Source organism: Nonomuraea sp. NPDC049269 (assembly GCF_043197155.1).
Classification (GTDB): Bacteria; Actinomycetota; Actinomycetes; order Streptosporangiales; family Streptosporangiaceae; genus Nonomuraea.
Genome location: NZ_JBICSO010000017.1, coordinates 23,829 through 48,645 on the forward strand (window position 1 = coordinate 23,829; position 24,817 = coordinate 48,645).

At 69.6% G+C, this 24,817-nt stretch carries 28 protein-coding genes and 1 riboswitch; of the genes, 18 read left to right on the forward strand and 10 right to left on the reverse strand.

Translation table 11 applies throughout. The annotated features are described in order from the left end of the window. Positions 1-6: 6 nt before the first annotated feature. Positions 7-119, forward strand: a riboswitch (TPP riboswitch). Then, the gene (locus ACGFNP_RS59075) at positions 110-1,453 is read left to right on the forward strand and encodes a cytosine permease (protein ID WP_358335322.1); all 1,344 of its coding nucleotides are present in this window, start codon (positions 110-112) and stop codon (positions 1,451-1,453) included. (Overlaps the previous riboswitch by 10 nt.) 29 nt (positions 1,454-1,482) lie before the next feature. On the opposite strand, the gene ACGFNP_RS59080 is transcribed toward ACGFNP_RS59075, so the two are convergent. After that, positions 1,483-2,049 (reverse strand): methylated-DNA--[protein]-cysteine S-methyltransferase, encoded by a 567-nt coding sequence (locus tag ACGFNP_RS59080; protein ID WP_393333661.1) that lies wholly within the window; start codon positions 2,047-2,049, stop codon positions 1,483-1,485. 96 nt (positions 2,050-2,145) lie between these two features. Here ACGFNP_RS59080 and ACGFNP_RS59085 point away from each other — a divergent pair, with 96 nt between their 5' ends. Together ACGFNP_RS59085 and ACGFNP_RS59090 are read left to right on the forward strand one after the other, a co-directional pair. After that, entirely contained in the window at positions 2,146-4,014 is a 1,869-nt protein-coding gene (locus tag ACGFNP_RS59085) for a PAS domain-containing sensor histidine kinase (protein WP_358335328.1), read from the forward strand. 143 nt (positions 4,015-4,157) lie between these two features. Further along, complete coding sequence (locus tag ACGFNP_RS59090) at positions 4,158-4,589, forward strand: ATP-binding protein (RefSeq protein ID WP_358335331.1); 432 nt, start codon at positions 4,158-4,160, stop codon at positions 4,587-4,589. An 8-nt stretch (positions 4,590-4,597) separates the two neighbouring features. Here the strand turns inward: ACGFNP_RS59090 and ACGFNP_RS59095 are convergent, their stop codons facing one another. The 3 genes from ACGFNP_RS59095 to ACGFNP_RS59105 are packed head-to-tail and all read right to left on the reverse strand — an operon-like array spanning position 4,598 to position 5,691. Further along, positions 4,598-5,245 (reverse strand): YidC/Oxa1 family membrane protein insertase, encoded by a 648-nt coding sequence (locus ACGFNP_RS59095; protein WP_393333665.1) that lies wholly within the window; start codon positions 5,243-5,245, stop codon positions 4,598-4,600. A gap of 54 nt (positions 5,246-5,299) precedes the next feature. Next, the gene (locus ACGFNP_RS59100) at positions 5,300-5,521 is read right to left on the reverse strand and encodes a DUF6412 domain-containing protein (RefSeq protein ID WP_358335337.1); all 222 of its coding nucleotides are present in this window, start codon (positions 5,519-5,521) and stop codon (positions 5,300-5,302) included. Then, a complete protein-coding gene (locus ACGFNP_RS59105; RefSeq protein ID WP_214635541.1) occupies positions 5,518-5,691 on the reverse strand; it encodes a hypothetical protein in 174 nt (57 codons plus the stop codon). Before ACGFNP_RS59105 ends, ACGFNP_RS59100 begins: the two co-directional genes overlap by 4 nt. 93 nt (positions 5,692-5,784) lie before the next feature. Here ACGFNP_RS59105 and ACGFNP_RS59110 point away from each other — a divergent pair, with 93 nt between their 5' ends. After that, positions 5,785-6,483: a response regulator transcription factor gene (locus tag ACGFNP_RS59110; RefSeq protein ID WP_214635393.1), complete on the forward strand. Its 699-nt coding sequence runs from the start codon at positions 5,785-5,787 to the stop codon at positions 6,481-6,483. Continuing rightward, complete coding sequence (locus ACGFNP_RS59115) at positions 6,480-7,592, forward strand: HAMP domain-containing sensor histidine kinase (protein ID WP_358335340.1); 1,113 nt, start codon at positions 6,480-6,482, stop codon at positions 7,590-7,592. Before ACGFNP_RS59110 ends, ACGFNP_RS59115 begins: the two co-directional genes overlap by 4 nt. A gap of 21 nt (positions 7,593-7,613) precedes the next feature. On the opposite strand, the gene ACGFNP_RS59120 is transcribed toward ACGFNP_RS59115, so the two are convergent. Then, positions 7,614-7,913, reverse strand: a complete 300-nt coding sequence (locus ACGFNP_RS59120; RefSeq protein WP_393333671.1) for a hypothetical protein — start codon at positions 7,911-7,913, stop codon at positions 7,614-7,616. Positions 7,914-8,233: 320 nt separating this feature from the next. Here ACGFNP_RS59120 and ACGFNP_RS59125 point away from each other — a divergent pair, with 320 nt between their 5' ends. The 12 genes from ACGFNP_RS59125 to ACGFNP_RS59180 all read left to right on the forward strand — a co-directional run bounded on the left by ACGFNP_RS59125 (position 8,234) and on the right by ACGFNP_RS59180 (position 18,882). Then, positions 8,234-8,581: an STAS domain-containing protein gene (locus ACGFNP_RS59125; RefSeq protein WP_219537025.1), complete on the forward strand. Its 348-nt coding sequence runs from the start codon at positions 8,234-8,236 to the stop codon at positions 8,579-8,581. Then, on the forward strand, positions 8,578-9,300 hold the full coding sequence (locus ACGFNP_RS59130; protein WP_393333674.1) for a glycosyltransferase family 2 protein: 723 nt from the start codon (positions 8,578-8,580) through the stop codon (positions 9,298-9,300). Before ACGFNP_RS59125 ends, ACGFNP_RS59130 begins: the two co-directional genes overlap by 4 nt. Before the next feature lie 166 nt (positions 9,301-9,466). Further along, complete coding sequence (locus ACGFNP_RS59135) at positions 9,467-9,922, forward strand: PaaI family thioesterase (protein ID WP_358335349.1); 456 nt, start codon at positions 9,467-9,469, stop codon at positions 9,920-9,922. Then, positions 9,919-10,305 carry a RidA family protein gene (locus tag ACGFNP_RS59140; RefSeq protein WP_393333677.1) on the forward strand — a complete coding sequence of 129 codons (387 nt, stop codon included), beginning with the start codon at positions 9,919-9,921 and terminating at the stop codon, positions 10,303-10,305. The genes ACGFNP_RS59135 and ACGFNP_RS59140 overlap by 4 nt, the downstream gene beginning before the upstream one ends. 84 nt (positions 10,306-10,389) lie before the next feature. After that, on the forward strand, positions 10,390-11,205 hold the full coding sequence (locus ACGFNP_RS59145) for an SAM-dependent methyltransferase (RefSeq protein WP_358335355.1): 816 nt from the start codon (positions 10,390-10,392) through the stop codon (positions 11,203-11,205). Positions 11,206-11,361: 156 nt separating this feature from the next. Further along, complete coding sequence (gene sigK, locus ACGFNP_RS59150) at positions 11,362-12,084, forward strand: ECF RNA polymerase sigma factor SigK (protein WP_358335358.1); 723 nt, start codon at positions 11,362-11,364, stop codon at positions 12,082-12,084. After that, entirely contained in the window at positions 12,081-13,106 is a 1,026-nt protein-coding gene (locus ACGFNP_RS59155) for an anti-sigma factor domain-containing protein (RefSeq protein ID WP_393333680.1), read from the forward strand. Before sigK ends, ACGFNP_RS59155 begins: the two co-directional genes overlap by 4 nt. A gap of 312 nt (positions 13,107-13,418) precedes the next feature. Beyond that, the gene (locus tag ACGFNP_RS59160) at positions 13,419-13,940 is read left to right on the forward strand and encodes a DUF305 domain-containing protein (RefSeq protein ID WP_358335364.1); all 522 of its coding nucleotides are present in this window, start codon (positions 13,419-13,421) and stop codon (positions 13,938-13,940) included. Between the two features lie 2 nt (positions 13,941-13,942). Further along, a complete protein-coding gene (locus tag ACGFNP_RS59165; protein WP_358335367.1) occupies positions 13,943-14,521 on the forward strand; it encodes an MFS transporter in 579 nt (192 codons plus the stop codon). A gap of 69 nt (positions 14,522-14,590) precedes the next feature. Then, positions 14,591-15,328, forward strand: a complete 738-nt coding sequence (locus ACGFNP_RS59170) for a YcnI family protein (protein WP_393333683.1) — start codon at positions 14,591-14,593, stop codon at positions 15,326-15,328. Positions 15,329-15,532: 204 nt separating this feature from the next. Further along, complete coding sequence (locus ACGFNP_RS59175; protein ID WP_358335372.1) at positions 15,533-16,630, forward strand: serine hydrolase domain-containing protein; 1,098 nt, start codon at positions 15,533-15,535, stop codon at positions 16,628-16,630. 17 nt (positions 16,631-16,647) lie between these two features. Beyond that, entirely contained in the window at positions 16,648-18,882 is a 2,235-nt protein-coding gene (locus ACGFNP_RS59180) for a polysaccharide lyase 8 family protein (RefSeq protein WP_393333686.1), read from the forward strand. Here the strand turns inward: ACGFNP_RS59180 and ACGFNP_RS59185 are convergent. The 5 genes from ACGFNP_RS59185 to ACGFNP_RS59205 form a co-directional block, all read right to left on the reverse strand. After that, positions 18,879-20,051, reverse strand: coding sequence for a cytochrome P450 (locus ACGFNP_RS59185; protein ID WP_393333689.1), 1,173 nt, complete (start codon positions 20,049-20,051; stop codon positions 18,879-18,881). The genes ACGFNP_RS59180 and ACGFNP_RS59185 overlap by 4 nt on opposite strands. Positions 20,052-20,078: 27 nt before the next feature. Continuing rightward, positions 20,079-21,893 (reverse strand): asparagine synthase (glutamine-hydrolyzing), encoded by a 1,815-nt coding sequence (gene asnB, locus ACGFNP_RS59190; protein ID WP_393333691.1) that lies wholly within the window; start codon positions 21,891-21,893, stop codon positions 20,079-20,081. Between the two features lie 162 nt (positions 21,894-22,055). Then, positions 22,056-22,424 (reverse strand): hypothetical protein, encoded by a 369-nt coding sequence (locus ACGFNP_RS59195; RefSeq protein ID WP_358335384.1) that lies wholly within the window; start codon positions 22,422-22,424, stop codon positions 22,056-22,058. Positions 22,425-22,548: 124 nt separating this feature from the next. Then, positions 22,549-23,703 carry an RNA-guided endonuclease InsQ/TnpB family protein gene (locus ACGFNP_RS59200; protein ID WP_393333694.1) on the reverse strand — a complete coding sequence of 385 codons (1,155 nt, stop codon included), beginning with the start codon at positions 23,701-23,703 and terminating at the stop codon, positions 22,549-22,551. A gap of 27 nt (positions 23,704-23,730) precedes the next feature. Beyond that, on the reverse strand, positions 23,731-24,015 hold the full coding sequence (locus ACGFNP_RS59205) for a hypothetical protein (protein WP_393333697.1): 285 nt from the start codon (positions 24,013-24,015) through the stop codon (positions 23,731-23,733). 377 nt (positions 24,016-24,392) lie between these two features. Here ACGFNP_RS59205 and ACGFNP_RS59210 point away from each other — a divergent pair, with 377 nt between their 5' ends. Further along, positions 24,393-24,659: a hypothetical protein gene (locus ACGFNP_RS59210; protein ID WP_358335394.1), complete on the forward strand. Its 267-nt coding sequence runs from the start codon at positions 24,393-24,395 to the stop codon at positions 24,657-24,659. Positions 24,660-24,817 lie beyond the last annotated feature (158 nt).

Sequence of the window (24,817 nt, forward strand, 5' to 3'; positions counted from 1 at the left end):
AAACTGCACAACTGACGCGGGAGCTTGGGGCAACCAGGCTGAGAGGGCAACTACCGCTGTTGCCGACCGCTTGAACCTGTCCGGGTAATGCCGGCGTAGGGAGTGAGCGATGACACATGTCGTTGACGAAGTTCCGCTGACCCTCGAGGGAACTCCCCCAAAGACGCTCGGGCTGCTCGACCAGGGTGCCCTGTGGGCGAACCTGGCCGTGAGCCTGCTGGGGTTCAGCGGAGCGCTGCTTCTGCTCAACCCGCTCGGCGGGGCTCCGCTCACCCTGACCGCCGCCCTGGTGGCCACGCTGGTCGGCAGTCTGGTCGGCAGCGCCATGGTGGGGTTGGCAGCCGTTCCGGGCACGCAGACCGGGCGACCGGCGATGGTGCTGCTGCGCGGGTTGTTCGGGGCGCGGCTGTCGTACCTCCCGACCGTGCTCAACATCATCCAGATGATCGGGTGGGGCGCCTTCGAGCTGTGGGTGATCTCCAAGGGCGCCATGGCCATCTTCGGTGACGCCGTGCCGTACCAGGCGTGGGTGGTGGTGGCGGGGGTGCTGACCACGTCGCTGACCATCTGGCCCCTCGGGTCGATCCGGCTGCTGCGGCGTTACGTCACCATCGGGGTGATCATCTCGCTCATCTGGTTCGCGGTGGCGTTCCTGTCGAAGGCTCCGCCGCAGAGCGGTGGGTCGTGGGCGGCGTTCGCGCCCGCGGTCGACTACGTCATCGCGCTGTCGGTCTCGTGGGTGCCGATCGCGGCCGACTTCGCCCGGCACTCCAGGTCGAGCCGGGCGGCCTTCACCAGCGTGGTCGGCGGCTACACGCTGGCGCAGGTCGCCTGCCTGGGGCTGGGCGTGTACGCGGTGGCGATCGCCGGGTCCGCCGCGGTGGAGGCCGACGGTACGGCCGTGTTCGGGCCGTTCGTCGCGGCGCCGCTGGGGGCGCTGTTCTTCGCGATCCTGGTGCTGCGGGAGGCCGACCAGTCGTTCGCGAACGTCTACTCCACGACCATGTCGCTGCAGAACCTCATGCCGCGCGTCGACCGGCGGGTCATCTCGATCGCCATCGGCGTGCTGACCACCGGCATCGCGCTCGTGGTCGACGTGAACTCGTACGGGACGTTCCTGGGGGTGATCGGGGCGGTGTTCGTGCCGATGTTCGCGGTGCTGGCGGTCGACTACTTCCTGCTCGGCGGGCACTCGCGGTGGAACACCGAGGAGAACGCGCCCGCCCGCTGGTCCATGCTGGTGCCCTGGGCGCTCGGCTTCGTGGCGTACTGGCTGACCACCTCCACGCCCACGGTCCCGGCGTGGGACCACCTCTGGGCGGCGGTGCGTACGGCCATCGGGTTCACCCGGCAGCCGTGGATGAACGGCGCGCTCGGCGCGGCCCTCGTGGCGGCGCTGGTGACGCTGGCGATCGGCGCGGCGGCAAGGCGCACGTCGGCCACCCGCCGCTGAGCACGGGCCTCAGGCTTCGTGTACGGGCGTCAGGCGCGCGAGCGCTGCTCGACGTTGAGGAGGTGGCGTTTGGCCGCCTGGCCGCCCGCGTAGTCGCCGAGCTCGCCGTCGCCCGGCACGATCCGGTGACAGGGCACGATCACGCAGACGGGGTTGGCGTTGAGGGCGTTGCCGACCGCGCGGAGCGCGCGTGGCCGTCCGATGCTCTCGCCGATCTCGTCCAGGGTCGCCGTCTCCCCGTAAGGCACGGCCATCGTCTTCTGCAGCACCGAGCGCGCGAACGTCGTGGCGATGGACAGGTCGACCGGCGTGGCGAAGGCCCGCAGGCGGCCGGAGAAGTAGGCGTCCAGCTCCCTGCGCACCGGGTCGAGCCGCCCGGGGTCGGGCCCGACGAACGCGCCGACATGCCTGACGACCAGCTCGAAGACGACCTCCTCGGCCTCGAAACTGCAGGCCACGACGCCCTTGCCGCTCACCGCCAGCACCAGCCGGCCGACCGCGCCGTCATAGGTGCCGAACGCCACATCGGGCGGCACCTCGCCGCGGTAGGTGGCGGAGGTCACCCGCAGCAGGGCATCGAGATCGCCACTCGACATACCCGTCACCCTCTTCCCCCGCCTGGAAAGGCCGTGCCCGCAGCGTATCGGACGGATCGCCCGACGAACGCCGCACGCCACAGGCACTATGGAGGTGTGGGTGACGACAGAGCAGGCAGTGACGATGAGATCGCACGCGCGGTGCTCGCCAGCTCGCCCAACGCCGTGATCGCGCTCGACCGGGATCAGACCGTACTCGTCTGGAACCGCGCGGCGGAGCGGCTCTTCGGCTGGTCCGCCGAGGAGCTGCTGGGCCGCAGGGCGCCGATCGTGCCGGGGGAGCTGACAGCGGAGCACAACGCGGTGCTCGAACGCGTGCGCACGGGCGGCCAGGTGTCGCTGCGCACCAAGCGGTTGCGCAGGGACGGCACCGTGCTGGATCTACGGGTCGACACGAGCGCGTTGCTCACGGGCAGCGCCGTCGCGGGCTACGTCTTCGTGCACCACCTGACCGAGGCCGACGAGGCCGCCAGAAATCGCATGGCGCGGCGGGCCAGGCTGGTGCGCCGACTCACCGACGTGGTCGGTGACATCAACGCCGAGCTGGAGCTGCCCGCGGTCCTCGACCGCATCGCGGCCAGCCTGACCGAGCTGACCGGCGCCGACGCGGGCGGCTTCGTGCTCATCGAGGACGAGCGGCTGCGGCTGGTGAGCGCTCACCAGCTGCCCGACTCGCTCAAGGGCGTGACGGCCGAGCTGCGCACCAGCCTGGTCGGCAAGCTCTTACGCACCGGCAAGACGGTGATGCTGGAGTCACAGGGCCTCGGCGACCTGGTCTGGGCCGAGCTCGACGGGCTGCACACGATCGCGCTCGGGCTGGCCGCGGTCGGCGGGCGTCCCTATGGCGCGCTGTACGCGCTGTTCGCCAAACGCAAGCCCGGCCACCTGGAGCTCGAACTCCTGGAGCTGCTCGCCGGGCACGCCGGCATCGCGGTCGGCAACGCGGTGGCCTACCAGGAGGCGGTACGCCAGCGGGCGCATGAGCGGGCGGTGTTCGACGCCAGCGCCGACGGCATCGCCGTGCTCGACCGCGCGGGGCGGGTCAGCCAGTGGAACCCGGCCGCGGCCGAACTCACCGCGATGCCGGTCGAGGCCGTCCTCGGCGAGCAGTTGCCCTTTCCGCTGCCCAGCCCGGGGGAGAAACTCACCTACCAGTTGGAGACCGGGCGCTGGCTGGACGTGGTCAGCGCCGAGATCGAGGAGACGGGAGAGGTGGTCATCGACTTCCGCGACGTGACCACGGCCAAGGAGCTGGAGGAGGCCAAGGACCTGTTCCTGGCCACGACCAGCCACGAGTTGCGCACGCCCATCACGATCGTGCGCGGGTTCGCCAGCACGCTCGACTCGCGCTGGGACAAGCTGACCGACACCGAGCGCCGCGCCGCCGTCCACACGATCGCCGAGCGGGCCAGGTCGCTCGGGCAGCTCATGGACCACCTGCTGCTCGGTGCCAGGGCGGGCGCCGACGAGCCGCCGGTACGCATCGAGGCGTTCGATCTGGCCGAGCGGATCCACGCGGCCACGCTGGGGCTGCCCGTGCTGTCCGACAGGCACCGGGTCGAGGTGGCCATCTCCGACGCCCTGCCGCAGGTCAGCGGCGACGCGCTGGCCACCGACATCATCCTCGGCCAGCTGCTGGAGAACGCCTTCAAGTATTCGCCGAAGGGCGGCCTGATCAGCGTCGGCGCCTGGCCCGAGGAGGACGCCGTGGTCGTGGTCGTGGACGACGAGGGAGTCGGCATCGCCGCGCCGGACCGCGAACGGGTCTTCGAACGGTTCGTCCAGGTCGACAGTGGTGACCGGCGCAGGTTCGGCGGTGTCGGCCTCGGGCTGTACATCGTCCGCAGTCTCGCCAGGGCTCAGGGCGGCGATGTGAGCGCCCATCCGCGACCCGGCGGAGGCACCCGAATGCGCCTCGTGTTGGGCAACGCTTCTCTTATCCGATCCGACACACCGATGCGGTAACGACGTGGTCACAGTTGAGCTGATCTATCGTCCAATGTGTACAAGCTGTGATCGAGATGCGGTTTCTGGGATCGAGTAACGGGGCATTTCGGTCGTACCGGGGAAGTGTTCCCGTGGGGGGCACTGGGAGCGGGGAGGTGGGTGTGTCAAGCGTGGTGCTACTGCCGTACGCGCCGTCCAGCGTCGCCGTCGCCCGCCAGCGTCTATCCACTGACCTGCAGGATTGCGGTGTCTTCTCCACCGCGATCGACGATGCCGTCCTCGTGGTGAGCGAGCTGCTGAGCAACGCGCTACGGCATGCGCATCCGCTGCCGTCGGGCATGGTCAGGGTGGCCTGGCTGAAGAGCGACGAGCACATCGAGGTGGCGGTGAGCGATGGGGGCGCCTCGACCGAGCCCCGCGCCGGTCGGCCGACCATGTCGTCGCTCGGGGGCAGGGGGCTCGGCATCGTCGAGTACGTCGCGGAGAGCTGGGGAGTCCGCCACGACGGTGACATCACGACGGTGTGGGCGATCCTGCTCGCCCCCAACGGAACGATGAACGGGCAGGTCCACGCACTCAAAGAGGCCGGGTAACCGGGCGCTCAGACCGGCCGGGCGGCCAGGATCGCGCGCTCGCCCGCGACCCACGCCGTGGAGATCAGCAGGTAGAGTCCCGCCGCCAGCGGCAGCACCGCGGCGGCCAGCACCGAGCCGTACGGCATCAGCGGCATCAGTCTGCGGATCATCGCGGGCTGCTCCGCCGGCAGTGTGGCGCTCACCTTCCGGGCCGAAATCCAGGCCACGACCGCGATCAGCGCGATGACCACGGCGAAGACCAGAAATGGCCCACTGACCAGACCGTAATTGGTGACGATTCCAGCGACATGCTGACCCAGCGGAGCGCCCAGCAGGTCGTGGCCGAGGAAGGCGGTCGGGTGCGTGGCGACCCGATACATCACCCACATGAACGGAAGCTGCCCCAATCCCGGCAGGATCGTGGCCAGAGGCGAGGTGCCTTCCTTCGCGTACAGCTTGGTGGTCTCCTTGGCCAGCCGCTCGGGATTACGCGACCACCGCTTCTGCAACTCGCGCAGCTTGGGCGCCAGCCGCTTCTGGATCTGGGTGGCGCGGGCCTGGCGGATGCCGAGCGGCAGCAGCAGGAGGCGTACGGCCACGGTGAACAGCATGATGGCGACCGCGGCGTTGTCGCCGGAGACGGTCAGCAGGAACGAGACGAGAGAGTCGAACATGAGCCCCTTCAATCAAGAAAGATGGATCAGGGCTCACTGAAGAGAGAACCCCGCTTAGCCGGAAGCGGGGCGTGATGACGGAGCTCGTGGCCGCGGCCGACCGGCGGCGGCGGGGTGGCGCAGGCGCTGGAAGGCCGTACGCCGGGCATAGCTCAGCGGGAAGCCGGGCGCGTCGCCGCCGATGGCGGGCAGCAGCCGGGCGGCCCAGGCGGCGAGCAGCAGGATCGCCACCATGGTCACGCCGATGAGCCAAGGATCGAACAGGAAGAGCGTCACCGTGACGAGGACGACTTCCCGACCAGGGTGACGGCGATGAACACCAGAAGGGCGACGACTCCGATGATGAGCGCGACCTTGAGCAGCCCCATGATCATGGGCAGCACGAAGTTGAAAAGTACGAAGAGCCCCAGAAGGGCGCCCAGTACGAGCATGACGACTCGACTCATGCGCCCACCGTACGTCCTGCGGGCATGATCCGCGAGGCTTACGAACCAATGACGTAAGTGTCGATTCGGGGTGCCCCGCCGTACGGTGAAAGAGTGAATACGCGCATCCTGGTGGTCGACGACGACCCGACCGTGGCCGAGGTGGTGGCGCGTTATCTGGAGCGCGACGGGCACGAGGTCGAATGCGTGGGTGACGGCGCGGAGGCGTTGCGCCGGGCGCTCGCCAGGCCGCCCGATCTGATGGTGCTCGATCTGATGCTGCCCAAGATGGACGGGCTGCAGGTGTGCAAGAAGCTCCGGGAGCGCTGGCCGGTCCCGGTGATCATGCTGACCGCGCTCGGCGAGGAGATCGACCGCGTGGTCGGCCTCGAAACCGGCGCCGACGACTACGTGACCAAGCCCTTCAGCCCGCGCGAGCTGGCGCTGCGCGTCCAGTCGGTGCTGCGCCGCGCCCGCGGCGCCTCGGTCACGGGCGGCACGGGCGTGCTGCGTGACGGCGATCTGGTGGTCGACGTCGGGGCCCACGAGGTGGGGCTGCGCGGCGCCGAGGTGATGCTCACCGCCCGCGAGTTCGACCTGCTGGCCTACCTGATGCGCAACCCGCGGCAGGCCTTCAGCCGGTCGGCGCTGCTCGACCAGGTGTGGGGATGGTCCTTCGGCGACTCGTCCACGGTGACCGTGCACGTCAGGCGGCTGCGGGAGAAGATCGAGCCGGACCCGACCGCGCCGCGGAGGATCGTCACAGTCTGGGGTGTGGGATACCGGTACGAACCGCTCGAAGGCCAGCCATGAATCCCCACCCCGCGATGGTGAGCGACCTGGGGATGATCGTGGCGGTCACCGCGGGGCTGGGGCTGCTGGTGGGCGTCCTGGGCGTGTCCGTGATGTGGTGGCTGCGTACTCGCTCGATCGGGGTCATGCTGGCCGTCGTCATGGTGGTCGCGATCGCGGCCACGCTGGCCGGCGTGGTGGCGATCACGCTCAAGATGATCATCGAGGGCTCGGTCAAGGACATCGTGCTCAGCGTGGTGGCCGTCGGTGGGCTGGTCGGGCTGGGAGTGGCGTTCGTGCTGGCCAGGCGGGTCGTGGGCGAGAGCAGGCGGCTGGTGGCGGCCGTACGCGACCTGCCGTTCACCGCGCCCAAGGGGCTGCCGTCGGAACTGCAGACGATCGCGAACACGCTGGAGGAGGCGTACGAGCGGGAGCGCGCCCTGGAGGGGGCGCGACGCGAGCTCGTCGCCTGGGTGAGCCACGACCTGCGTACCCCGCTCGCCGGGATGCGGGCGATGGCCGAGGCGCTCGAAGACGGGGTGGTGTCCGACCCCGTGACCGTCGCGCGCTATCACCACCAGATCAAGCTGCAGGTGGAGCGGCTGTCGGCGATGGTCGACGACCTGTTCGAGCTGTCCCGGATCCATGCCGGGGCGCTACGGCTCTCTCCAGTCCGGATCGGGCTCGCCGACCTGGTCGCCGACACGCTCGCGGGGGCCGAGCCGCTGGCCCGTGCCAAGGGGGTGCGGCTGACCGCCGAGGCCGCCGAGGCGGTGCCCGTGCGGGCGGACGCGAACGCCCTGGGCCGGGCGCTGGGCAACCTGGTCGTCAACGCGATCAGGCACACGCCGTCGGACCGCACGGTGGTGTTGCGGGCGGCCGTCGACTCGGGCATGGCGTGCCTGTCGGTCAGCGACTGCTGCGGCGGCATCCCCGACGAGGACCTGCACCGGGTGTTCGAGGTGGCCTTCAGGGGCGAAGCGGCCCGGACCCCGGCCAAAGACGGCGGGGCCGGGCTCGGCCTGGCGATCGCCCAGGGCATCGTGGAGGCGCACGACGGGGTGATCGGCGTGGTCAACGACGGGCCGGGCTGCCGCTTCGAGATCCGGCTGCCGCTGGTCCCGGGATAGCGCCTCCGTCAGGTCGGGACTTCAGCCGGACTCCGGAAGGGTGCCGTCGTGGCCACCGCCGAACGACTCCGACATCGCGCGGAACGTCGGGCACGGCCAGCGCCACATGCAACTCCGGCACCGCAGGATGGGATTGTCGGAGTCGCTGGTGATGCCTCCCGCGTCGCGCGGCTGGTGGAGGTCGAACAGCCGCAGCCCGAGCTCGGAGAATCTGAGCAGGTCGTCGCGGGCGTCGGCGAGGAAGTCGAGGTCCTCGCCGGCGAGTTTCGTGTGTACGGGGACGAAGCCTTCGTGATTGACGAGGCTACGCAGGCGTCCCACTTTGTCATGCCACGAGGTGGCCTTCTCGGTGCGAATGAGGATGGCTTCCAGTCGTTCGCGGAGTCGCTGTCGGTGTGGATCTTCGGATCTGTCTGTTCTCATGAATGCTCGGGCCCGTGTCGCCCGGCCCCTCCTTCTCAGTGAAGTAGTGACCAGAAGCGAGGTGCCGGGCCGCCCCCCTCTCCGGCCATGCCGGTGTCACACAGTCAAGCTTCGCGTACTCTCTGTTTTCATGGAGCCCAAACGGAGGACAAAAACCTGTGCTTCCCCTATCGGCGTGACAACGTGACCGGAAGGCTCCGCGCCGCTAGCCTGCCCATGTGGAGCTCAAGGTCTCGACTCGATCACATGCCGGCCATGCGCTAGTCGCCATCACCGGTGAAATCGACCTCTATACGGCACCCCACCTGCAGGCGGAGTTCGCTCGGCTGCTGCAGGACGGGCCCAGCCGCGTGGTCATCGACATGTCCGGCGTGGATTTCTGCGATTCCACGGGGATGAACGTGCTGCTGTCCGCGCTCAAACGCGTCAAGGAGCAGGGCGGGGCGCTCGACGTCGCCGCCCCCAGGCCGGCCGTGCGGAAGATTCTGCAGGTCACCGGCCTCGATTCGGTCTTCACCGTGCATGACGAGGTGCCGCAGGAGTTCCTCATCACCGAGGGCTCATGACGGACACGGCGGTCATCATCCCGGCCAAGGACGAGGCCGACCGCATCGGTGCCACGGTCACCGCGGCGCTCGCCCTGCCGGGCGTCGACCTGGTCGTGGTCGTCGACGACGGTTCGGCCGACCAGACGGGCCGGGTGGCGCGGGCCGCGGGAGCCAGGGTGGTCCGCCACAGCCGCAACCGCGGCAAGGCGGCGGCCATGGAGTCCGGTGCCGAAGCCGTGCGTCTGCTCGACGGTGAGACGCCGCACCACTTACTTTTCCTGGACGCCGATCTGGGCGAGACCGCGCGGGCCGCGGCTCCGCTCATCGAGCCGGTGCGTGCCGGCACGGCCGACATGACCATCGCGGTCTTCGTCACCCGCGTCAGGCTGGGCGGCCACGGCCTGGTCGTCCGCCTGTCCAGGGACGGCATCCGCAGAGCCACCGGCTTCGAGGCCGCTCAGCCGCTCAACGGCCAGCGGTGCATCACCAGAGACGCCTTCGAGGCCGCCCGGCCGCTGGCGCACGGGTTCGGTGTGGAGACGGCGCTGACGATCGACCTGCTGCGCAAGGGATACCGCGTGGAGGAGGTCGAGGTGGAGATGGCCCATCGGGCCACCGGCACGGACTGGCGGGCCCAGGTGCATCGGGCCAGGCAACTGCGGGACGTGGCACGCGCGCTCGCCACCCGGGAGCCGCTAATCACCCAAAACCTCAACAAACTCCGCCCCAAGCACTAGCCCCCTGCGTCGCTGAATCCGGCAAACTTCGTCAGCTTCCCGATCCACTGGGAAAGGGCCGTTTTCCCGCGTCGTGTTTGCCGTGGTGCTTTGCCGTGGTGCGCGCGGGTCGCCTCCGAGTCGCCGGCGGCGGAACTGTCGGCGCGGGCCTGTTGAATACGGGCTCATGGACACCGAACCGCAGAGGCGTGGGCCGTTCTGGGAGATGCTGGCCGGGCGGGTCCCGCCGCCCGCCGCGGCCGAGACCCTGGGCTGGGAGCTGATCGAGGTGGATCCCGACCAGGGCACCATCGAGGTGGCGTTCAAGGCGAGCGAGCGGTTCGTCAATCCGATCGGTGTGATCCAGGGCGGGTTCCTCGCCGCGATGCTCGACGACACGCTGGGTCCCGCGCTGGTCGCGACGCTGCCGGCGGACCAGTTCGCGGTCACCCTCGACCTGCACGTCCAATATCTCCGCCCGGCGCGCCCGGGGCGGCTCACCGGCCGGGGACGGGTGGTGCGGCGCGGCAGGGAGGTGTGCTTCCTGGCCGGCGAGCTCATCGCGCCCGACGGCAAGACCGTGGCCGTGGCCACCGCGACCGCGCACCTCCAGACCCGCCGCGACCGAGAGACTGCGGTGTGATCAAACTCATCCCCATCAACGCCGAAAGCGCTCCTGAAGCCCTCGGCGGCTACACGCAGGCACTGGCGGTCGAGGGGGCGTCCAGGCTGCTGTTCATCAGCGGTCAGATCCCGCAGACCCGAGAGGGCACGGTTCCCGAGGGCTTCGAAGCGCAGTGCAGGCTCGCGTGGTCCAACGTCGTCGCCGCCGTGCGCGAGGCGGGCCTGGAGGTGTCGAGCCTGGTCAAGGTGACGACGTTCCTGTCCGATCGCCGATACGCGGACCTCAACGGCGCGATACGCCGGGAGGTGCTCGGTGAGCACGCTCCGGCGCTGACGGTGATCATCGCCGAGATCTTCGACAGCGAATGGCTTCTGGAGATCGAGGCCGTCGCCGCCGGGTGAGATCACGTACCCGAAATAGGCCACTAAAGTAGCCCTTGGACGAGTGTGGCCAGGGGCCACGGTCACCCTCTGGAATGGAGTGTCATGAGCGATGACAGCCCCGCCGGCCAGTCCGCCTGGGACCGCATTGACACGACCATCCCCCATTCAGCCCGCGTGTGGAACTATCTGCTGGGCGGCAAGGACAACTTCGCGCCCGATCGTGAGGCCGGCGAGCTGCTCCTCCGGACATTTCCCGACTTCGCCGAGGTTGCCCGGCTGCAGCGTGAATTCCTCATCCGTGCGGTGACGTACCTGGTGGAGGAGACCGGTGTCCGGCAATTCCTGGACATCGGCACCGGCTTGCCGACGGCCAACAACATCCACGAGGTCGCCCAGCGCACCGCGCCCGAGACCCGGGTGGTCTACGTCGACAACGACCCCATCGTGCTGGTCCACGCCCGTGCCCTGCTGACCAGCACCCATCCGGGCGTCACCGCGTACATCGACGCCGACGTGCGCGACCCCGACGTGATCCTCGAAGGCGCGGCCAAGACCCTCGACTTCAGCGAGCCGATCGCCCTGGTAATGCTGAGCATCGCCGGGCAACTGCCCGACGAGGACGACCCGTGGGCGATCGTCCGCCGGCTGATGGCCGCGTTACCGTCGGGCAGCTACCTGGTGCTCAGCGACGGCACCAACACCAACCCGGCCTTGATGGAGGCCGTCAGCGCCTACAACAAGGCCGCCGCCAACTCCTATCACCTGCGCGCTCCCGCCCAGATCGGCACCTTCTTCGAGGGACTCGACCTCGTCGAGCCCGGCGTCGTCCCCACTCCCGAGTGGCGGCGGCCGGCCGATGCGTGGGATGAGCCGTCCAAGCTGGTGAGCGCGGTGTGTGGCGTCGCGCGTAAGTCATAACGACTGCTGGAGGTCCCTCGCGCCGCCTGGCCGCTCCGTGGGTTGAGCGCGGAATGTGGCATCGCGCCTAAGCCGTACGGGTTTCTGGACATCCATTGCGCTCTCTGATCCGAACCACCTATGGTCGGCGCCGCGTCGACCACCGTTGGAGGGTGCATGGAAGCGGGACGCGAACCGGGCCGCATCGCAGCGGGACGCGAGCCGAACCGCATCGAGCCGAACCGCATCGAGCCGAACCGCTTCGAGGCGGGACACGAGTCGGGTCGCTTCGCAGCGGGACGTGAGCCTGGTCGTTTCGAGACGGGACGGGAGCCGGGCCGCGGGGGTGGGCAGCCGCCGGGGGTCGAGGAGTTGCTGGAGGCCACCGCGCGGGGTGACAGGGTGGCGTTCGAGCGGCTGTACGAGGCGGTGGCGCCGCGAGTGTTCGGGCTGGTGCTGCGGGTGCTTCGGGACCGGGCCCAGAGCGAAGAGGTCGCTCAGGAGGTGCTCGTGGAGGTGTGGCGCAACGCGGCCCGCTTCCAGTCGGGGCGGGGCTCGGGGCTGGCGTGGGTGCTGACGATCGCGCACCGCCGCGCCATCGACCGGGTCCGCTCGTCTCAGGCGAGCATGGACCGCGAGGAGCGGGCGGCCCGGATGGAGGTGTACCGGCCCTTCGACGAGGTGGTCGAATCCGTTGAGGGCCGGCTGGAACGCGATCGCCTGCGCCGCTGCCTGCAGGGCCTGACCGCGCTGCAGCGAGAGTCGGTCACCATCGCTTATTACGGCGGATACTCCTATCGTGAGGTTGCTGAGCTGGTCAAAGTACCGCTCGCGACGGTGAAGACCAGGATGCGCGACGGGCTGATCCGGCTGCGCGACTGCCTGGGGGTGGAACGATGAGGGGTACGTCCGGCGGGCCCGATCCGCACACGCTGGTGGGCGCGTACGCGCTGGACGCCATTGACGACGAGATCGAACGGCACCGCTTCGAGGACCATCTGGCCGGGTGCCCTGATTGCGCCCTGGAGGTCGCGGGGTTCGCCGAGACCGCGGCCCGGCTGGGTTCCGCTGTGGCCATCGAGCCGCCGCCCGGCCTGAAGGACCGGGTCTTCGCCCAGATCGACCAGGTCCGGCAGGCCCCGCCCACCGTCGCCGACCCCACCCACCAGTGGCAGTCCCAGCGGCGGCCAGAGGAGTGGGCAGAGGGACAGCCGGTGGGACAGCCGGACGAGTGGTCGGAGGGGCGGCCAGGGGGTCGGGCGGATCAGTGGTCAGGGGAGCGGCCGACAGGGCGGTCGGACGAGTGGGCGGAAGGGCGGCCGGCGGGTCGGTCCGAGGAGTGGTCAGGGGAGTGGGCCGAGGGACGGCCGGCGGGTCGGTCCGAGGAGTGGGCCGAGCGACGGGCGCAGCGAGGGTCACGGCGGCGCCCAGAGGGACGGGCGCGGCGGCGGTCACGGTGGCGGCCGTTGGTGGCGGCCGTGGGCGTTGCCGCCTGTCTGGCAGCGGTCGCCGTGTTCGGTACGGTCGCCTTGCAGGCCCGCAACGAGCTGGAACAGGTACGGCGTACAGACCGTGAGGTCGCCGCGGTGCTGACCGCGCCGGACTCCCGTACCGCCACGGCCTCGGCCCGGCAGGGCGGTCGTGGCACGGTGGTCGTGTCACGCTCGCAGGGCAAGATGGTCTTCCTGGCGGCGGGGCTGGCCGATCTTCCGGCAGGCAGCGTGTACCAGCTCTGGCAACTGGCCCCTGGGCAGATCAGGTCGGCCGGACTACTCACCGCCGACGCCACAGGCCACATCGTGCCGGTGATCACCGCACCGGGACCCGGGGTGGCCAAGATCGGCGTGACCGTAGAACCGACCGGCGGCTCCGCGCAGCCGACCACCAAGCCACTGTTCCTGGTGAACCTGCCCACCACCTGACCGGAAACGGCTCCTGGCTCGGGTCGGTCACCCGGCTCGGGTCGGTCATCCGGCTCCGGTCGGCCAGTCGGGCCCGGTTGGTCATCCGGCTTCGATCGGCGCCGGCCGGTCGGCCGGTCCGGGATCGTGCCGGTCCGGGACAGCGGCCATCCATCCGGGGGGCCGTGACGAATACCTGGTGCGGCCGCACCGGCGAGCGCGTCACCCTTGGCCATCTCGTGAGTGGCGCGCCAACCGGTCTGTTGTTGAACTGTTATTCGGCGCGCCACGTATCTCCACGTGACCCATCCCCCCACCCCAGCAAGGGGAAGCATGCGTTGGACCACGATTGCCGGCGCGCTGTTGTGCGTAGCGCTGGCCGGCGGCTGTGCCTCATCAGCGGCGGGAGCGCCCGCCGCCATGGCCGCCTATGACCAGGAAGACATCAAGTTCAGCCAGGAAATGATCACCCACCATCGCCAGACCATTCAGCTGACCGAGCTGGTCGCGCAACGTACCACCACGCCGTACGTACGCGAGCTGAGCGAGAAGCTGGAGGCCAGTGAGAAGGCCGACATCCAGAAGATGTCGTCGTGGCTGAAGTCCTGGCAGGTGGCCGTGCCGCCCGAGGACGCCAAGGGCGTCGCCAAGCAGGTCGCCCAGCTGACCCCGAAGTCCGGCAAGGCCTTCGACAAGCTCTGGCTGTCGCTGATCTCGGCGCACCTCGACCACGGCGTCATGATGGCCTCGGCCGCGCAGAGCGGCGGGAAGCACGGTCCCACGATCGAGATGGCGGCCCGGCTCGTCACCGAGCAGACCGCCGAGATCGCGAAGATCAAGGAGCAGCTGGCCTGACCGTGACTCGTACCCAGGATTCGTGGCGGCAGGTGGGCGTGACGCGCGCCCGGATGCCGTTGCGCCTCGCGCGGTCGGCCTCGTTCACGGTCGTCTGCGTGGCCCTGTCCGCCATCGGGCACTGGCTGGCGGGTGGCACCGCACCCGGGCCGGCCATGGTCGCGGGCGCGGGCGCCGTCGTACTGGCCGCGGCCACCGCGATGGCAGGCAGGGAGCGATCCCGGGCGCTGATCGTCGGGCTGCTCGGCACGGCGCAGGTGGGCCTGCACGTGCTGTTCGCCTCGCAGGGGGAGACCCCGCATTTGGCCGGGGTGCACGGTCAGAGCACCTGGCCGGGCATGTTCCTGTGCCACGCCGTCGCCACGCTGCTGACCGCGTGGTGGCTGGCCGGTGGCGAAGCCGCGCTCTGGTCGCTGCTGCGCCGTCTCGCCGCGCGCGCCGTACGGATCCTCCCGCCCGTCAACGACCCCATGTGGCCGCTCGCCGCTCCCGTGGCCGCGGACCTCGTTCCCGACCGGCCGCGCGAGCACATGTTGCGGTACGCGGTCGTACGGCGCGGACCTCCATTTCGTCCTGCCTGACTCACCAACGACGCGAGCAACCTGCTTCAGCGTCATGTCCGGCATTTCGGAAAACGAAGTGGAGCCCCCATGCTTTACCGCCGAATCGGCACCATCGCCGCGGCAGCCCTGGCCCTCACGGTCGGCCTCTCCCTGCCCGCCCTCGCACATGTCTCGATCAACCCCGGCACCGCGGAGAAGGGCGGCTGGACCAAGCTCGCCTTCCGGGTGCCCAACGAGCGTGACGACGCCTCGACCACCAAGCTCGTCGTCACCTTCCCCACCGACCACCCCCTGCCCTTCGTCTCGGTCAAGCCCGTGCCCGGCTGGAAGGCCGAGCTGACCGAGGGCAAGCTGCCCGAGCCCATCGTCGCCGACGATGGGGACAAGGTCACCGAATCCGTTCTGAAGATCACCTGGACCGGCGGCAAGATCGAGCCGGGACAGTTCCAGGAGTTCGAGGTGTCGGTCGGGCCACTGCCCAAGGACGTGGACGAGATCGCCTTCCCCACCGAGCAGACCTATTCCGGTGGCGACGTCGTCAAGTGGACGGATGAGCCGAAAGCCGACGGCACCGAGGCGGAGCATCCGACGCCCACGCTGAAGCTGGTGGCGGCCTCCAGCGAGGAGCACGCCGGGATGGCCATGCCCGCGGCGGCTCCGCCCTCCGCGCAGTCCGCGCAGAGCGTCGCCATGATGAAGCAGGGCGCTGCTTCGCCGATGTCCGACGGCACCGCCCGGATCATGGGTGTGGCCGGCATCATCGTCGGCCTCGTGGGCGGCGGCATCGGGCTGGTCGGCTTCAGACGGCGCTCGACGACCGCCTAGCGCGTCGGCCTCGGGACGCACTCGACGGCCGCCTGGCGCGTCGTCGCATTGGGGCGCACTCGACGGCCGCCTGGCGTGCCCGCCTCGGGTCGCAGCGCGGCCGTCGAGCGCGTCAGCGACAACCGTTCAGCGCCGCTTCCGATGAGTTTGCGGTGGCTAGCCTGTCTGTACCTGTGACAGCGGTAGCAGGCGGAGGGAGCGGGGATGAGCGACATCCAGCAGCGGGTTCAGCAGGCCATCGACCGGATGGTCGAGTCGGGGGCGGAGCGTGGCGTGCAGGTCGCCGTCCTCCTGCACGGCGAGCAACTGGTGGACGCGGTCGCCGGGGTCGCGGACCCGGCGACCGGACGGCCGGTGACGCCGGGCAGCGTGTTCTACAACTACTCGATCGGGAAGGCGGCGACCGCGACGGTGGTGCACGTGCTCGCCGAGCGCGGCGCCTTCTCGTACGACACGCGCGTGGCGGAGCTGTGGCCGGAGTTCGCCGCGCACGGGAAGGGCGCGGCGACCGTCCGGCACGTGCTGACCCACGCGGCCGGTGTGCCGGGCGTGCCGGCGGACACCACCGTGGAAGACCTGTGCGACTGGGACAAGATGTGCGCGGCGATCGCCGACGCCGAGCCGTGGTGGGAGCCGGGCGCCGCGGTCGGCTATCACGCCTACACCTTCGGCTACATCCTCGGTGAGATCGTCCGCCGGGCGACCGGTAAGCCCATCTCGCAGGTGCTGCGCGAGGAGGTGACCGGGCCGCTGGGTGTGGCCGACGAGCTCTACTTCGGTATGCCGGCCACCGAGCACGGCCGGTTGGCCCGGCTGGAGGACCCGGAGGGGGCAGCGGAGATGATGGCGGGCCTGCCCGCGGACTCGCCGATGTTCAGGGCGGGGCCGGCGGTGACGTTCCCGTCGGCCGCTCTCGGCAACCGGGTGGACGTTCTGGAGGCCGACATCCCGGCGGGTGGCAAGACCTCGGCCCGCGCCATCGCGCGCATGTACGCCGCCCTCATGGGCGACGTCCCCGGGGTGCGCCTGATCTCGCCGGAGCGGCTGCGCGAGGTCACGGCCGTCACCGCCGAGGGCATCGACCAGGTCTTCGGTAATCCGGCCACGTGGGGGCTGGGGTTCGCCATCGGCCTGCCGGGTGTCGCCGAGCCGGTGACGAGCGCGTTCGGGATGGGCGGGGCGGGCGGGAGCTTCGCGTACGGGGACACGGCCAGCGGCATCGCGTTCGCGGTGACCAAGAACCGGCTGACCCCCGACTTCTCCGCCGCCACCGAGCTCATCGGCATCGTCACGAAGGGCTGATCCGCAATAATCCCCCCGTGAACGGATATTCCCGGCGATTATTCCTCCGGCTCGGCGGTGCCGCCGTGGCCGGAGGGCTGATCCCCACCGCGCGGACCGCCCACGCGGTGGACTTCGCGCTCCTGCGCCGCCGGTGGCAGGACGTGACGGCGGGAGCGGGGTTCGACCCGGCTGTCGAGCCGTACCGGACCAGGCTGGCGCGGTTGGGCGCGACGGCGGCCGGCTACCGGGACACCATGGCGCCGGCCGGCACGTCGCTCTGGCCCGGCCTGGTGTTCCCGTCCTTCGCCGAGACCACGGTGCGGCTGCAGGCCATGGCCCGCGCGTACGCCCTGCCCGGGACCGGCCTGACCGGCGACGCGAGCCTGGGAGCGACCGTCGCCACCGGCCTCGACCACTACCGGCGGCAGGTGTACGCGGCCGGCGCCCGCCCGGCCGGCAACTGGTGGCCCTGGCAGATCGGCGTTCCGAAGCGGCTCCTCGACGTGGCTCTGCTGATCGGCCCGCACCTGACGGACCGGCAGAGCAGGGCACTGAGCGAGGCCGTGGACCACTTCGTCCCCGAATGGCGCCTGGCGGACTACAGCGGCAACAGCACCGGAGCCAACCGGGTGGACCTGTGCACGGTGACGCTGCTGCGCGCCATCCTCAGAGCCGACCCGGACAAGGCCGCGCTGGCCGTCTCGGCGCTGTCCCCGGTCTTCCCGTACGTCACCGAAGGCGATGGCTTCTACCGGGACGGCTCGTTCATCCAGCACACGTCCGTCCCCTACCAGGGCGGGTACGGAGCCGTGATGCTGTCCGGCCTCGCGACGCTGTTCGCGGTGCTGCGTGGCACGCCATGGGAGGTCACCGCCCCGAACATCTTCGACATGGTCGAGCGGTCGTTCGCGCCGTTCGTCCACGACGGCTTCTGCATGGATCTCGTCAGTGGGCGCGGGATCGGCCGGGATCCGTACGGTGACCACAGGAGGGGACGGATGATCGCCTCGGCGATCCTGCTGCTGGGTGACGCGGCGCCCGCCGCGGCGCGGACCCGCTGGCAGGGTCTGGTCAAGGGCTGGGCGGTACGTGACACGGTCAAGCCCATGCTCGACGAGGCCGACCTCGGGTTCCACGCCCGCCTCGCCGCCGTCCTGGACGACGACGCGATCCCCGCCTCGCCGGAACCGGCCGGGCACCGGCTGCTGCCCATGAGCGCCCGCGCCGTCCATCGCGGGCCGGGCTGGTGCGCGGGCCTCAGCATGGCCTCCTCCCGGATCGGCCACTACGAGCACGGCAACGGTGAGAACACGCGCGGCTGGCACACCGGCTCCGGAATGCTCTACTGGTGGGCCAAGGGCCACGGCGACCAGTACTCCGACTCGTTCTGGCCGACAGTCGACCCGTACCGGCTGCCGGGCACGACCGTCTCCACCAAGCGGCTGGCCGACGGCGCCGGCGAGGGATGGGGTGCCACCTGCCCGCCGGGCCGCTGGGTGGGCGGGGCCACGGACGGCACGTACGCGGCGGTCGGCCAGCACCTGAACGGCTTCGAGAGCACGATGGAGGCGTTCAAGTCGTGGTTCTTCCTGGACGACGCCGTGGTCTGCCTGGGTGCCGGGATCACCGGGCGGGACGGCGTACCGGTGGAGACCATCGTGGACAACCGCAGGACGGACGCGCTGCTCACACTCGATCAGAAGGCGGGCTGGGCGCATCTGGCGGGTCACGGCGGCTACGTCTTCCACGGCCTCCTGCGCACGTCGCGCGAGAGCCGCACCGCCGGCTCGGTGACCCGGAGTTATGTGACCCTCTGGCTCGACCACGGGGTCGACCCGGACGCGGCCGGTTACGTCTACTCGCTCCTTCCGGGCGCGACCCCGGCCCGGACCCGGGCCCGCGCCACGGACCCGGCCTGGCTGCGGGTGCTCGTCAACACCGCACAGCAGCAGGGGGTCCAGGTGCCGTCGCTCGGCCTGACCGCCGTCAACTTCTGGAACGCCGGGGTCGTCGGCGGCCTGACCGCGTCCGCTCCCTGCGCGGTGCTCGTCAGGGAGCGCGGCGACGGCACGGCCACGGTGACCGTGTCGGATCCCCGGCGCGACCTGAGCGAGCTGACCGTGACCTGGGACCGGCCGGTGACCCGGGTGCTCCGTGGCCATCCGCTCCTGACCGGCGCCACAACCGGCGCGAAGCTCACGCTCAAGTGGGGACGGCTGTCGGACCGGGGCGGCAGCTCCAAGACGATCACCGTACGGCTGGGCCGCTAGCGTGGTGTGATCGTCGTCGGCAGCCGGGTGTATCCGCGCACGCTCGAACTACGAGCCAGCACCGCGTGCTCCAGGTGCACCTCGTAGTCGGGCCGCACCACCGCGGACACCTCGCGCAGCACGACCCGGGCCTCCAGGCGGGCCAGGGCGGCGCCCACGCAGAAGTGCCGGCCCACGCCGAACGCCAGCGTCTCGGAGGTGTCCCGGCCGATCTGGAAGCGCTCAGCGTCAGGGAAGACCCGTTCGTCCCGGTTCGCGGCGCCCATGAGCAGCAGCATCATGGAGTCGGCGGGGACCGTCTCGTCGTACAGCCGCACGTCGCGCGTCACCCGCCGGGCGGTGTACTGCGAGGGCCCCTCGAACCGCAGGCTCTCCTCCACCCACGCGTCGACGTCGGCGAACGCGCGCTCGCGCTGGTCCGGGTACTGCCAGGCCAGGCGCCAGGCGGTGCCCAGCAGCTTGATCGTCGTCTCGTTCCCCGCGGTCCCCAGCAGCATGAGCGTCGCCACGACGTCACCGCGATCGAGCCGGTCCCCGTCGATCTCCGCTTCGAGCAGGGCCGTGGCGAGGTCCTCGCGGGGCCGGCGCCGCCGATCCTCGACAAGTTCATGGTAGTAGCCGGCCAGTCGCGTCATCGCGTCGCGCAGTCTGTCGGTCAGCCGGCCGTCGATGTCCTCGCGCTCCATGATCGCCTCTGACAGGCGCTGCAGCAGGGGCCGGTCCGCTTCCGGAACGCCGATGAGCTCCGAGATGACGTCGACCGGGATCATGCTCGCGAAGTCCGCGACGAAGTCGAACGCCTCCTTGTCCAGCCCCGGCTCCAGGTAGCCCCGGGTGAGCTCGGCGATGCGCGGCCGGAGCCGTTCGACCCGTGCGGGGGTGAACCCGCGGGCGATCAGCGCGCGGATCCGGCTGTGGTCGGGCGGGTCCATCGCCAGGAACGACATGGTGTTCCGCGCGTCGGGGCCCCATTGCTCGATCACCGCGCCGTGGTCGCTGGAGTAGAGCTCGAAGTCCCGCCAGGCCGACTCGACGTCCCGGTGGCGGGACAGCGCCCAGAAGTGGGGGGCCGATTCGTGGTGGTAGAGCGGGGCTTCCTCCCGTAGCCGCTGGTACGTGGGGTACGGATCGGCGCGTAACACAGGGTCGTTGGGGTTGTACACGATCACGATCGGCCGCCTCCTTCTGCCGGGCCCCTACAGCTCCAGGCGGACGCCGTAGGACTCGAGCCAGACGTTCAGGTCCAGGGCCAGCTCCAGGCTGAACCGCGACATCGTCGTGGTCGTCTTGCCGACCGGGACCGCGGTGATGTCCCTGACGGCCGCCGCGTCGAGCAACTCCAGGACCGGTGCCTTCCCGGCGCGGGCGAGGTCACGCAGCGTGTCGCGGAGCCCCTGCTCGTAGGCGACGTCCTGGGTCGCCGGATAGGGGCTCTTGACCCGCCGCAGGATCGACTCGGGCACCAGGTCGGCGACGGCGGCACGGAGCAGGCTCTTCTCCCTGCCGTCGAAGTTCTTCATCGCCCATGGCGTGTTGAAGACGTACTCGACCAGCCGGTGGTCGCAGAACGGCACGCGGACCTCCAGGCCGACGGCCATGCTCAGCCGGTCCTTGCGGTCCAGCAGCACCGGCAGGAACCGGGTCAGGTGCAGGTAGCAGACCTCCCGCATCCGCCGCTCGTGGCCGTTCTGGCCGGGCAGGTACGGCACCTCGGCCAGCGCGGTGCGGTAACTGTCGGCGACGAAGGACGGCATGTCGAGCCGCTCGAACAGCCCCTGGTCGAGCAGATCGCCCGGGTTGTGGTCGCGCATGACCATCGCGAGCCAGGGGAAGGTGTCGGCCTCGACCGCCTGCGGCAGGTGGAACCAGGCGTATCCGCCGAACAGCTCGTCGGCCGACTCGCCGGACAGGGCCACCGTGGAGTGCTCGCGGATCGCCCTGAACAACATGTACAGGGAGCTGTTCATGTCGCCGAGGAATTGGGGCATGTCCCAGGCGCGCACCACCGCCGACCGCAGGCGCGGGTCGGTCAGCTCCGCGGTGTCGAGCGTGATGTCGGTGTGGTCGGAGCCGACGTACTCCGCGAGCTCCTTCACGAACGGCGCGTCCGGGTCACCGCGCAGCTCGTCGGGCTGGAAGTTCTCCGCGTAGCCGGTGAAGTCCACCGCGAACGACCGGATCTGCCCGCGTTTCCTGGCCAGCGCGGTGATGGTGCTGGAGTCCAGGCCGCCCGACAGCAGGCTGCACAGGGGCACGTCCGAAACGAGCTGGCGGCCCACGATGTCTTCGAGCAGGGCGCGGATCGTGCCGACCGTGACGTCGAGGTCGTCGGTGTGCTCGCGTGGCTCCAGCGCCCAGTAGCGGCGCAGGGAGTGTCCCTCCCGGCGTACCCGCAGCAGGTGGCCGGGGCGCAGCTCACGCATGCCCTTGAAGATGGCCTGTTCCGGGCTCCTGCCCATGCTGAGCAGCTCGCGCAGGCCGTCGGCGTCCACCACCGGCTCGGCCAGCGGGTTGGCGAGGATCGCCTTCGGCTCGGAGCCGAACAGCACGCCGTCGCGCAGCGGGTAGTAATACAGCGGCTTGATGCCCATGCGGTCGCGCACCAGCAGGAGCTCCTGGCTGCGGTCGTCCCAGATGGCGAAGGCGTACATGCCGTTGAGCCGGTCGGCGACGCCCTCACCCCATTCGAGGTAACCGTGGAGCACGACCTCGGTGTCGCTCCTGGTGCGGAAGCGGTGCCCCTTGGCCGCCAGCTCGGCCCGGAGCTCGACGAAGTTGTAGACCTCTCCGCTGTAGGTGATGACGACCGGGCCCTCGGCCGTCATGGGCATGTGGCCGCCCTCGACGTCGATGACCGCGAGCCGCCGGTTGCCGAGTATGGCGTGCGGCGACTGCCACAGTCCCTCATCGTCCGGGCCGCGGCAGCACATCGTCTCGGTCATGGCCTGGCCTGTGGCGCGTTCATGGGTCAGGTCGCGCTCGAAGTCCACCCATCCGGCGATTCCGCACATGTGAGAGTCCTCCCAAAGGGCCTGGGAATGGTATGTGCAACGTATCCGCGTGTGGACGGCTGGTCTATGGACAGGAAACGAAATACTCGTACAAATCGTGCGTCAAATATCGCCCATTATGGCCAAAATGGGATGACTTGTCGGACCGAAAATTGCCCGAGGTCAGCCGGATTTCCCGAAATTGATCGAGCCGTAGACGTCACCGGCTTGGAGCACCGGGCCGGTGATGCGGGCGTCGCCGCTGATCGTGTTGGTCACGTCGTGTTTGATCTGGACGAGGCGGGCCGTCTCCGCCGTCCATGATGTCAGCGTCTCCGCGAATTCGGGATCCGCCTGAGCGCGCTCGACCAGGCTTTGGGCGGTCTGTTCTGGAGTCTGTGCCGTTTCGATGGCGGCCACGGCGTCGTCACCGAAACGGCGGCGTACGAGGCCCGTCAAAGAGGTCCAGGCATTCTTGCCGACTTCGCCCGCGGCGCCGCCGACTATCGCGGAGACGACCGCCGTGAGTGCGGGAATGACGCTCGGATCCATCGCGCCTCTTTTCGTCAAGGACGTTCTCCCAGACTAGAGCCCGGCGGGAACACTAGTCAGCTTCTCGGCCGTGAACAGTGAACGACCGAGCTTGCGGCTCCTCGCCGTCGATGGGTTCGATGGTTCAGGCCGCGTCGTCGGCAGCGTGACTCACTGCCCAGCCCGCAACGCCACGTGCGGCGATGTTGCGGGCCGCGTTGACGTCGGCGTGCTCAGCGAAGCCGCACGACGTGCAGAGGAAGGTTTCCTGGTTGGGCCGGTTGTGTTTGTCCACGTGCCCGCAGCGTGAACATCCTTGTGAGGTGTAGGCCGCTTCCACGTGGATCACGGCGAGCCCGGCGTGGATCGCCTTGTAGGTGATGAAGCTTCCCAGTTGGTGGAAGCTCCATGAGTGCAGCGTGACCCGCTGGGGCTTGCGGAGCCGTACCCGGTCACGGATCCCGCCCAGGTCTTCCAGGGCGATCCCGCGGCCGGTGCGTATCGCCTCGGTCACGATCTGCTTGGCGATGGTGTGGTTGGTGTTGGCGGCGAACCGCGCCTCTTTGCGGCGGCGGCGTTTGAGCAGTCGTTTGGCGCTCTTGGTCTGTTTGGCCTGCAGGCGGCGGCGCAGCTCGCGGTGGCGGTGGCGGACCGCGTTGAGGCCCTTGCCGCTGTGGTGGACCCCGTCACTGGTGGTGGCGATGTTGGCGATCCCGAGATCGACGCCGAGGAATGCGGTGGGTTCGGCCAGCGGCCGGTCGGGCACCTCGATGGTGGCGCTCAAGAACCACAGGCCGTCGCGGAACAGCAGATCGGACTCGCCGCGGCGATGCTCTCGCAGCCGGGCGAGCTGGTCGGGCGACCCGGTGAAGGCCAGGTTCTTGATCCGCCCAGTGAGGGTTCCGATCGACACCGTGCGAGCGTCGTGGTTCCACGACAGGCAGCGGTCGTCGTAGGGCTGAGCGGCCCGAGGCCGGAAGACGATCGGTTTAGCCTCGATCTTGGCGCGGCGGGGCGAACCGGGCGGGCCGTAGTTGCCGTGACGCAGGTTGGAGCGCAGCGTGGTGTAGGCGTCGGCGACTTTCTTGATCGCGTGCTGGGCGCTCTGGGCGGGCAGGCCGAACTGCGAGCGAACGTGGCCGTAGGTGATGTTCCGCAGGTCGCGGCTGCGGAAGATCTTGCGTTCGAACGCCAGCCGGGACACCTCGTTGGCGGCCTGATTGGCCGCGCGCAGGGTCGCGTCCAGCGCCACCGCCTGCTCGGGCGTCGGCAGGAGTTTCACCCGCACCACCAGTCTCACATCGAACACACTATCGTTTGGCGTATGTCACCGCGATGGGAATCGAACCCCGATGTCAGACGGGGCCGTAGCGTCGTATATGACCTTCATGCGCATTTGGTCTTCATGCCGAAGGACCGGCGTGGCGTGTTTCGTGTCCACGGCCTGCGCCCAGGAGACGACGCGCGCCTCGACGTCGCGCAGGTAGTCGCCGACCCCGTCGTCGAACGCCGAACCCGCCGCGACGGTGAACAGCACCTGGACACGGGGATCCGAACGGAACAGCGGCAGCACGTCCAGCAGCCGGCTCGCCGAGGTCACCGTGCGCGCCACGCGTACTCCTCGATCAGGGCCCGGCGTGGCGAGCAGACCGCGTCGCGGCGGCACCGTCGGTTACTTTTTCCGTTATTTACCACATTCCTGGCATTTCATTGGAGAGCCGGGGGAAGTCCCGCTCGCCTCTCCAGTGGCGACGATAAATTCCCGGCCCGACATCCTGGGGCCACTCTCCTCGTACAAGGCCGCATTCTCCGACAAATCCGACGTATTCGTATTATGTGTGGACATGTTGTGAAATGAGGTTTTGCCTATCGTCGGGGGACCGGGCCGGTCGGCGGGATTATCGTGGGATATGTTCAGCCGTATCGGCGTATCCCGGGGACCCCGAAACCGGCGCTCTCATCCGAATCCGTTTCAGGGAGTGATCTCTGATGCTCAAGCGTCTGCTTCTCACCGCCTCCTTGGCGGCATCCACCCTCATCGTCACCGGAACGGCCACAACGCAGCCCGCCAGCGCCGCGAGCGTATGTCCGCCCAGCTCCCAGCACGTCACCGCCATGCCGCAGAGCATGGACAAGAAGTGCGAGTGGCGCTGGTGGCACCACAAGTGGTGCAAGTTCTGCTGGCGGCACGGTCACTGGGAACGTGACTGGTGCAAGAGCTGGGACCACGACCACGACCACGGCCACATGAGCTAGCCCCAGCCATCACGACCAGCGCACAACAGTCGCTCCGCGTGGCCTGCCCGCGCGGGGCGATCTCCCATGCCTCCCGACAAAACCCCCGCACTATGATGCGCGGAAACTGGCGGTTTCCGCGTGGCTGACTGCTGCGCTGTCAGCGAATAGACCGGCCA

Coding starts and splice junctions, on each gene's coding strand:
- ACGFNP_RS59075 (WP_358335322.1), top strand. CDS start 110: ATGACACATGTCGTTGACGAAGTTCCGCTGACCCTCGAGGGAACTCCC.
- ACGFNP_RS59080 (WP_393333661.1), bottom strand. CDS start 2,049: ATGTCGAGTGGCGATCTCGATGCCCTGCTGCGGGTGACCTCCGCCACC.
- ACGFNP_RS59095 (WP_393333665.1), bottom strand. CDS start 5,245: ATGTTCGACTCTCTCGTCTCGTTCCTGCTGACCGTCTCCGGCGACAAC.
- ACGFNP_RS59105 (WP_214635541.1), bottom strand. CDS start 5,691: ATGAGTCGAGTCGTCATGCTCGTACTGGGCGCCCTTCTGGGGCTCTTC.
- ACGFNP_RS59115 (WP_358335340.1), top strand. CDS start 6,480: ATGAATCCCCACCCCGCGATGGTGAGCGACCTGGGGATGATCGTGGCG.
- ACGFNP_RS59130 (WP_393333674.1), top strand. CDS start 8,578: ATGACGGACACGGCGGTCATCATCCCGGCCAAGGACGAGGCCGACCGC.
- ACGFNP_RS59135 (WP_358335349.1), top strand. CDS start 9,467: ATGGACACCGAACCGCAGAGGCGTGGGCCGTTCTGGGAGATGCTGGCC.
- ACGFNP_RS59145 (WP_358335355.1), top strand. CDS start 10,390: ATGAGCGATGACAGCCCCGCCGGCCAGTCCGCCTGGGACCGCATTGAC.
- sigK (WP_358335358.1), top strand. CDS start 11,362: ATGGAAGCGGGACGCGAACCGGGCCGCATCGCAGCGGGACGCGAGCCG.
- ACGFNP_RS59155 (WP_393333680.1), top strand. CDS start 12,081: ATGAGGGGTACGTCCGGCGGGCCCGATCCGCACACGCTGGTGGGCGCG.
- ACGFNP_RS59160 (WP_358335364.1), top strand. CDS start 13,419: ATGCGTTGGACCACGATTGCCGGCGCGCTGTTGTGCGTAGCGCTGGCC.
- ACGFNP_RS59170 (WP_393333683.1), top strand. CDS start 14,591: ATGCTTTACCGCCGAATCGGCACCATCGCCGCGGCAGCCCTGGCCCTC.
- ACGFNP_RS59175 (WP_358335372.1), top strand. CDS start 15,533: ATGAGCGACATCCAGCAGCGGGTTCAGCAGGCCATCGACCGGATGGTC.
- asnB (WP_393333691.1), bottom strand. CDS start 21,893: ATGTGCGGAATCGCCGGATGGGTGGACTTCGAGCGCGACCTGACCCAT.
- ACGFNP_RS59195 (WP_358335384.1), bottom strand. CDS start 22,424: ATGGATCCGAGCGTCATTCCCGCACTCACGGCGGTCGTCTCCGCGATA.
- ACGFNP_RS59210 (WP_358335394.1), top strand. CDS start 24,393: ATGCTCAAGCGTCTGCTTCTCACCGCCTCCTTGGCGGCATCCACCCTC.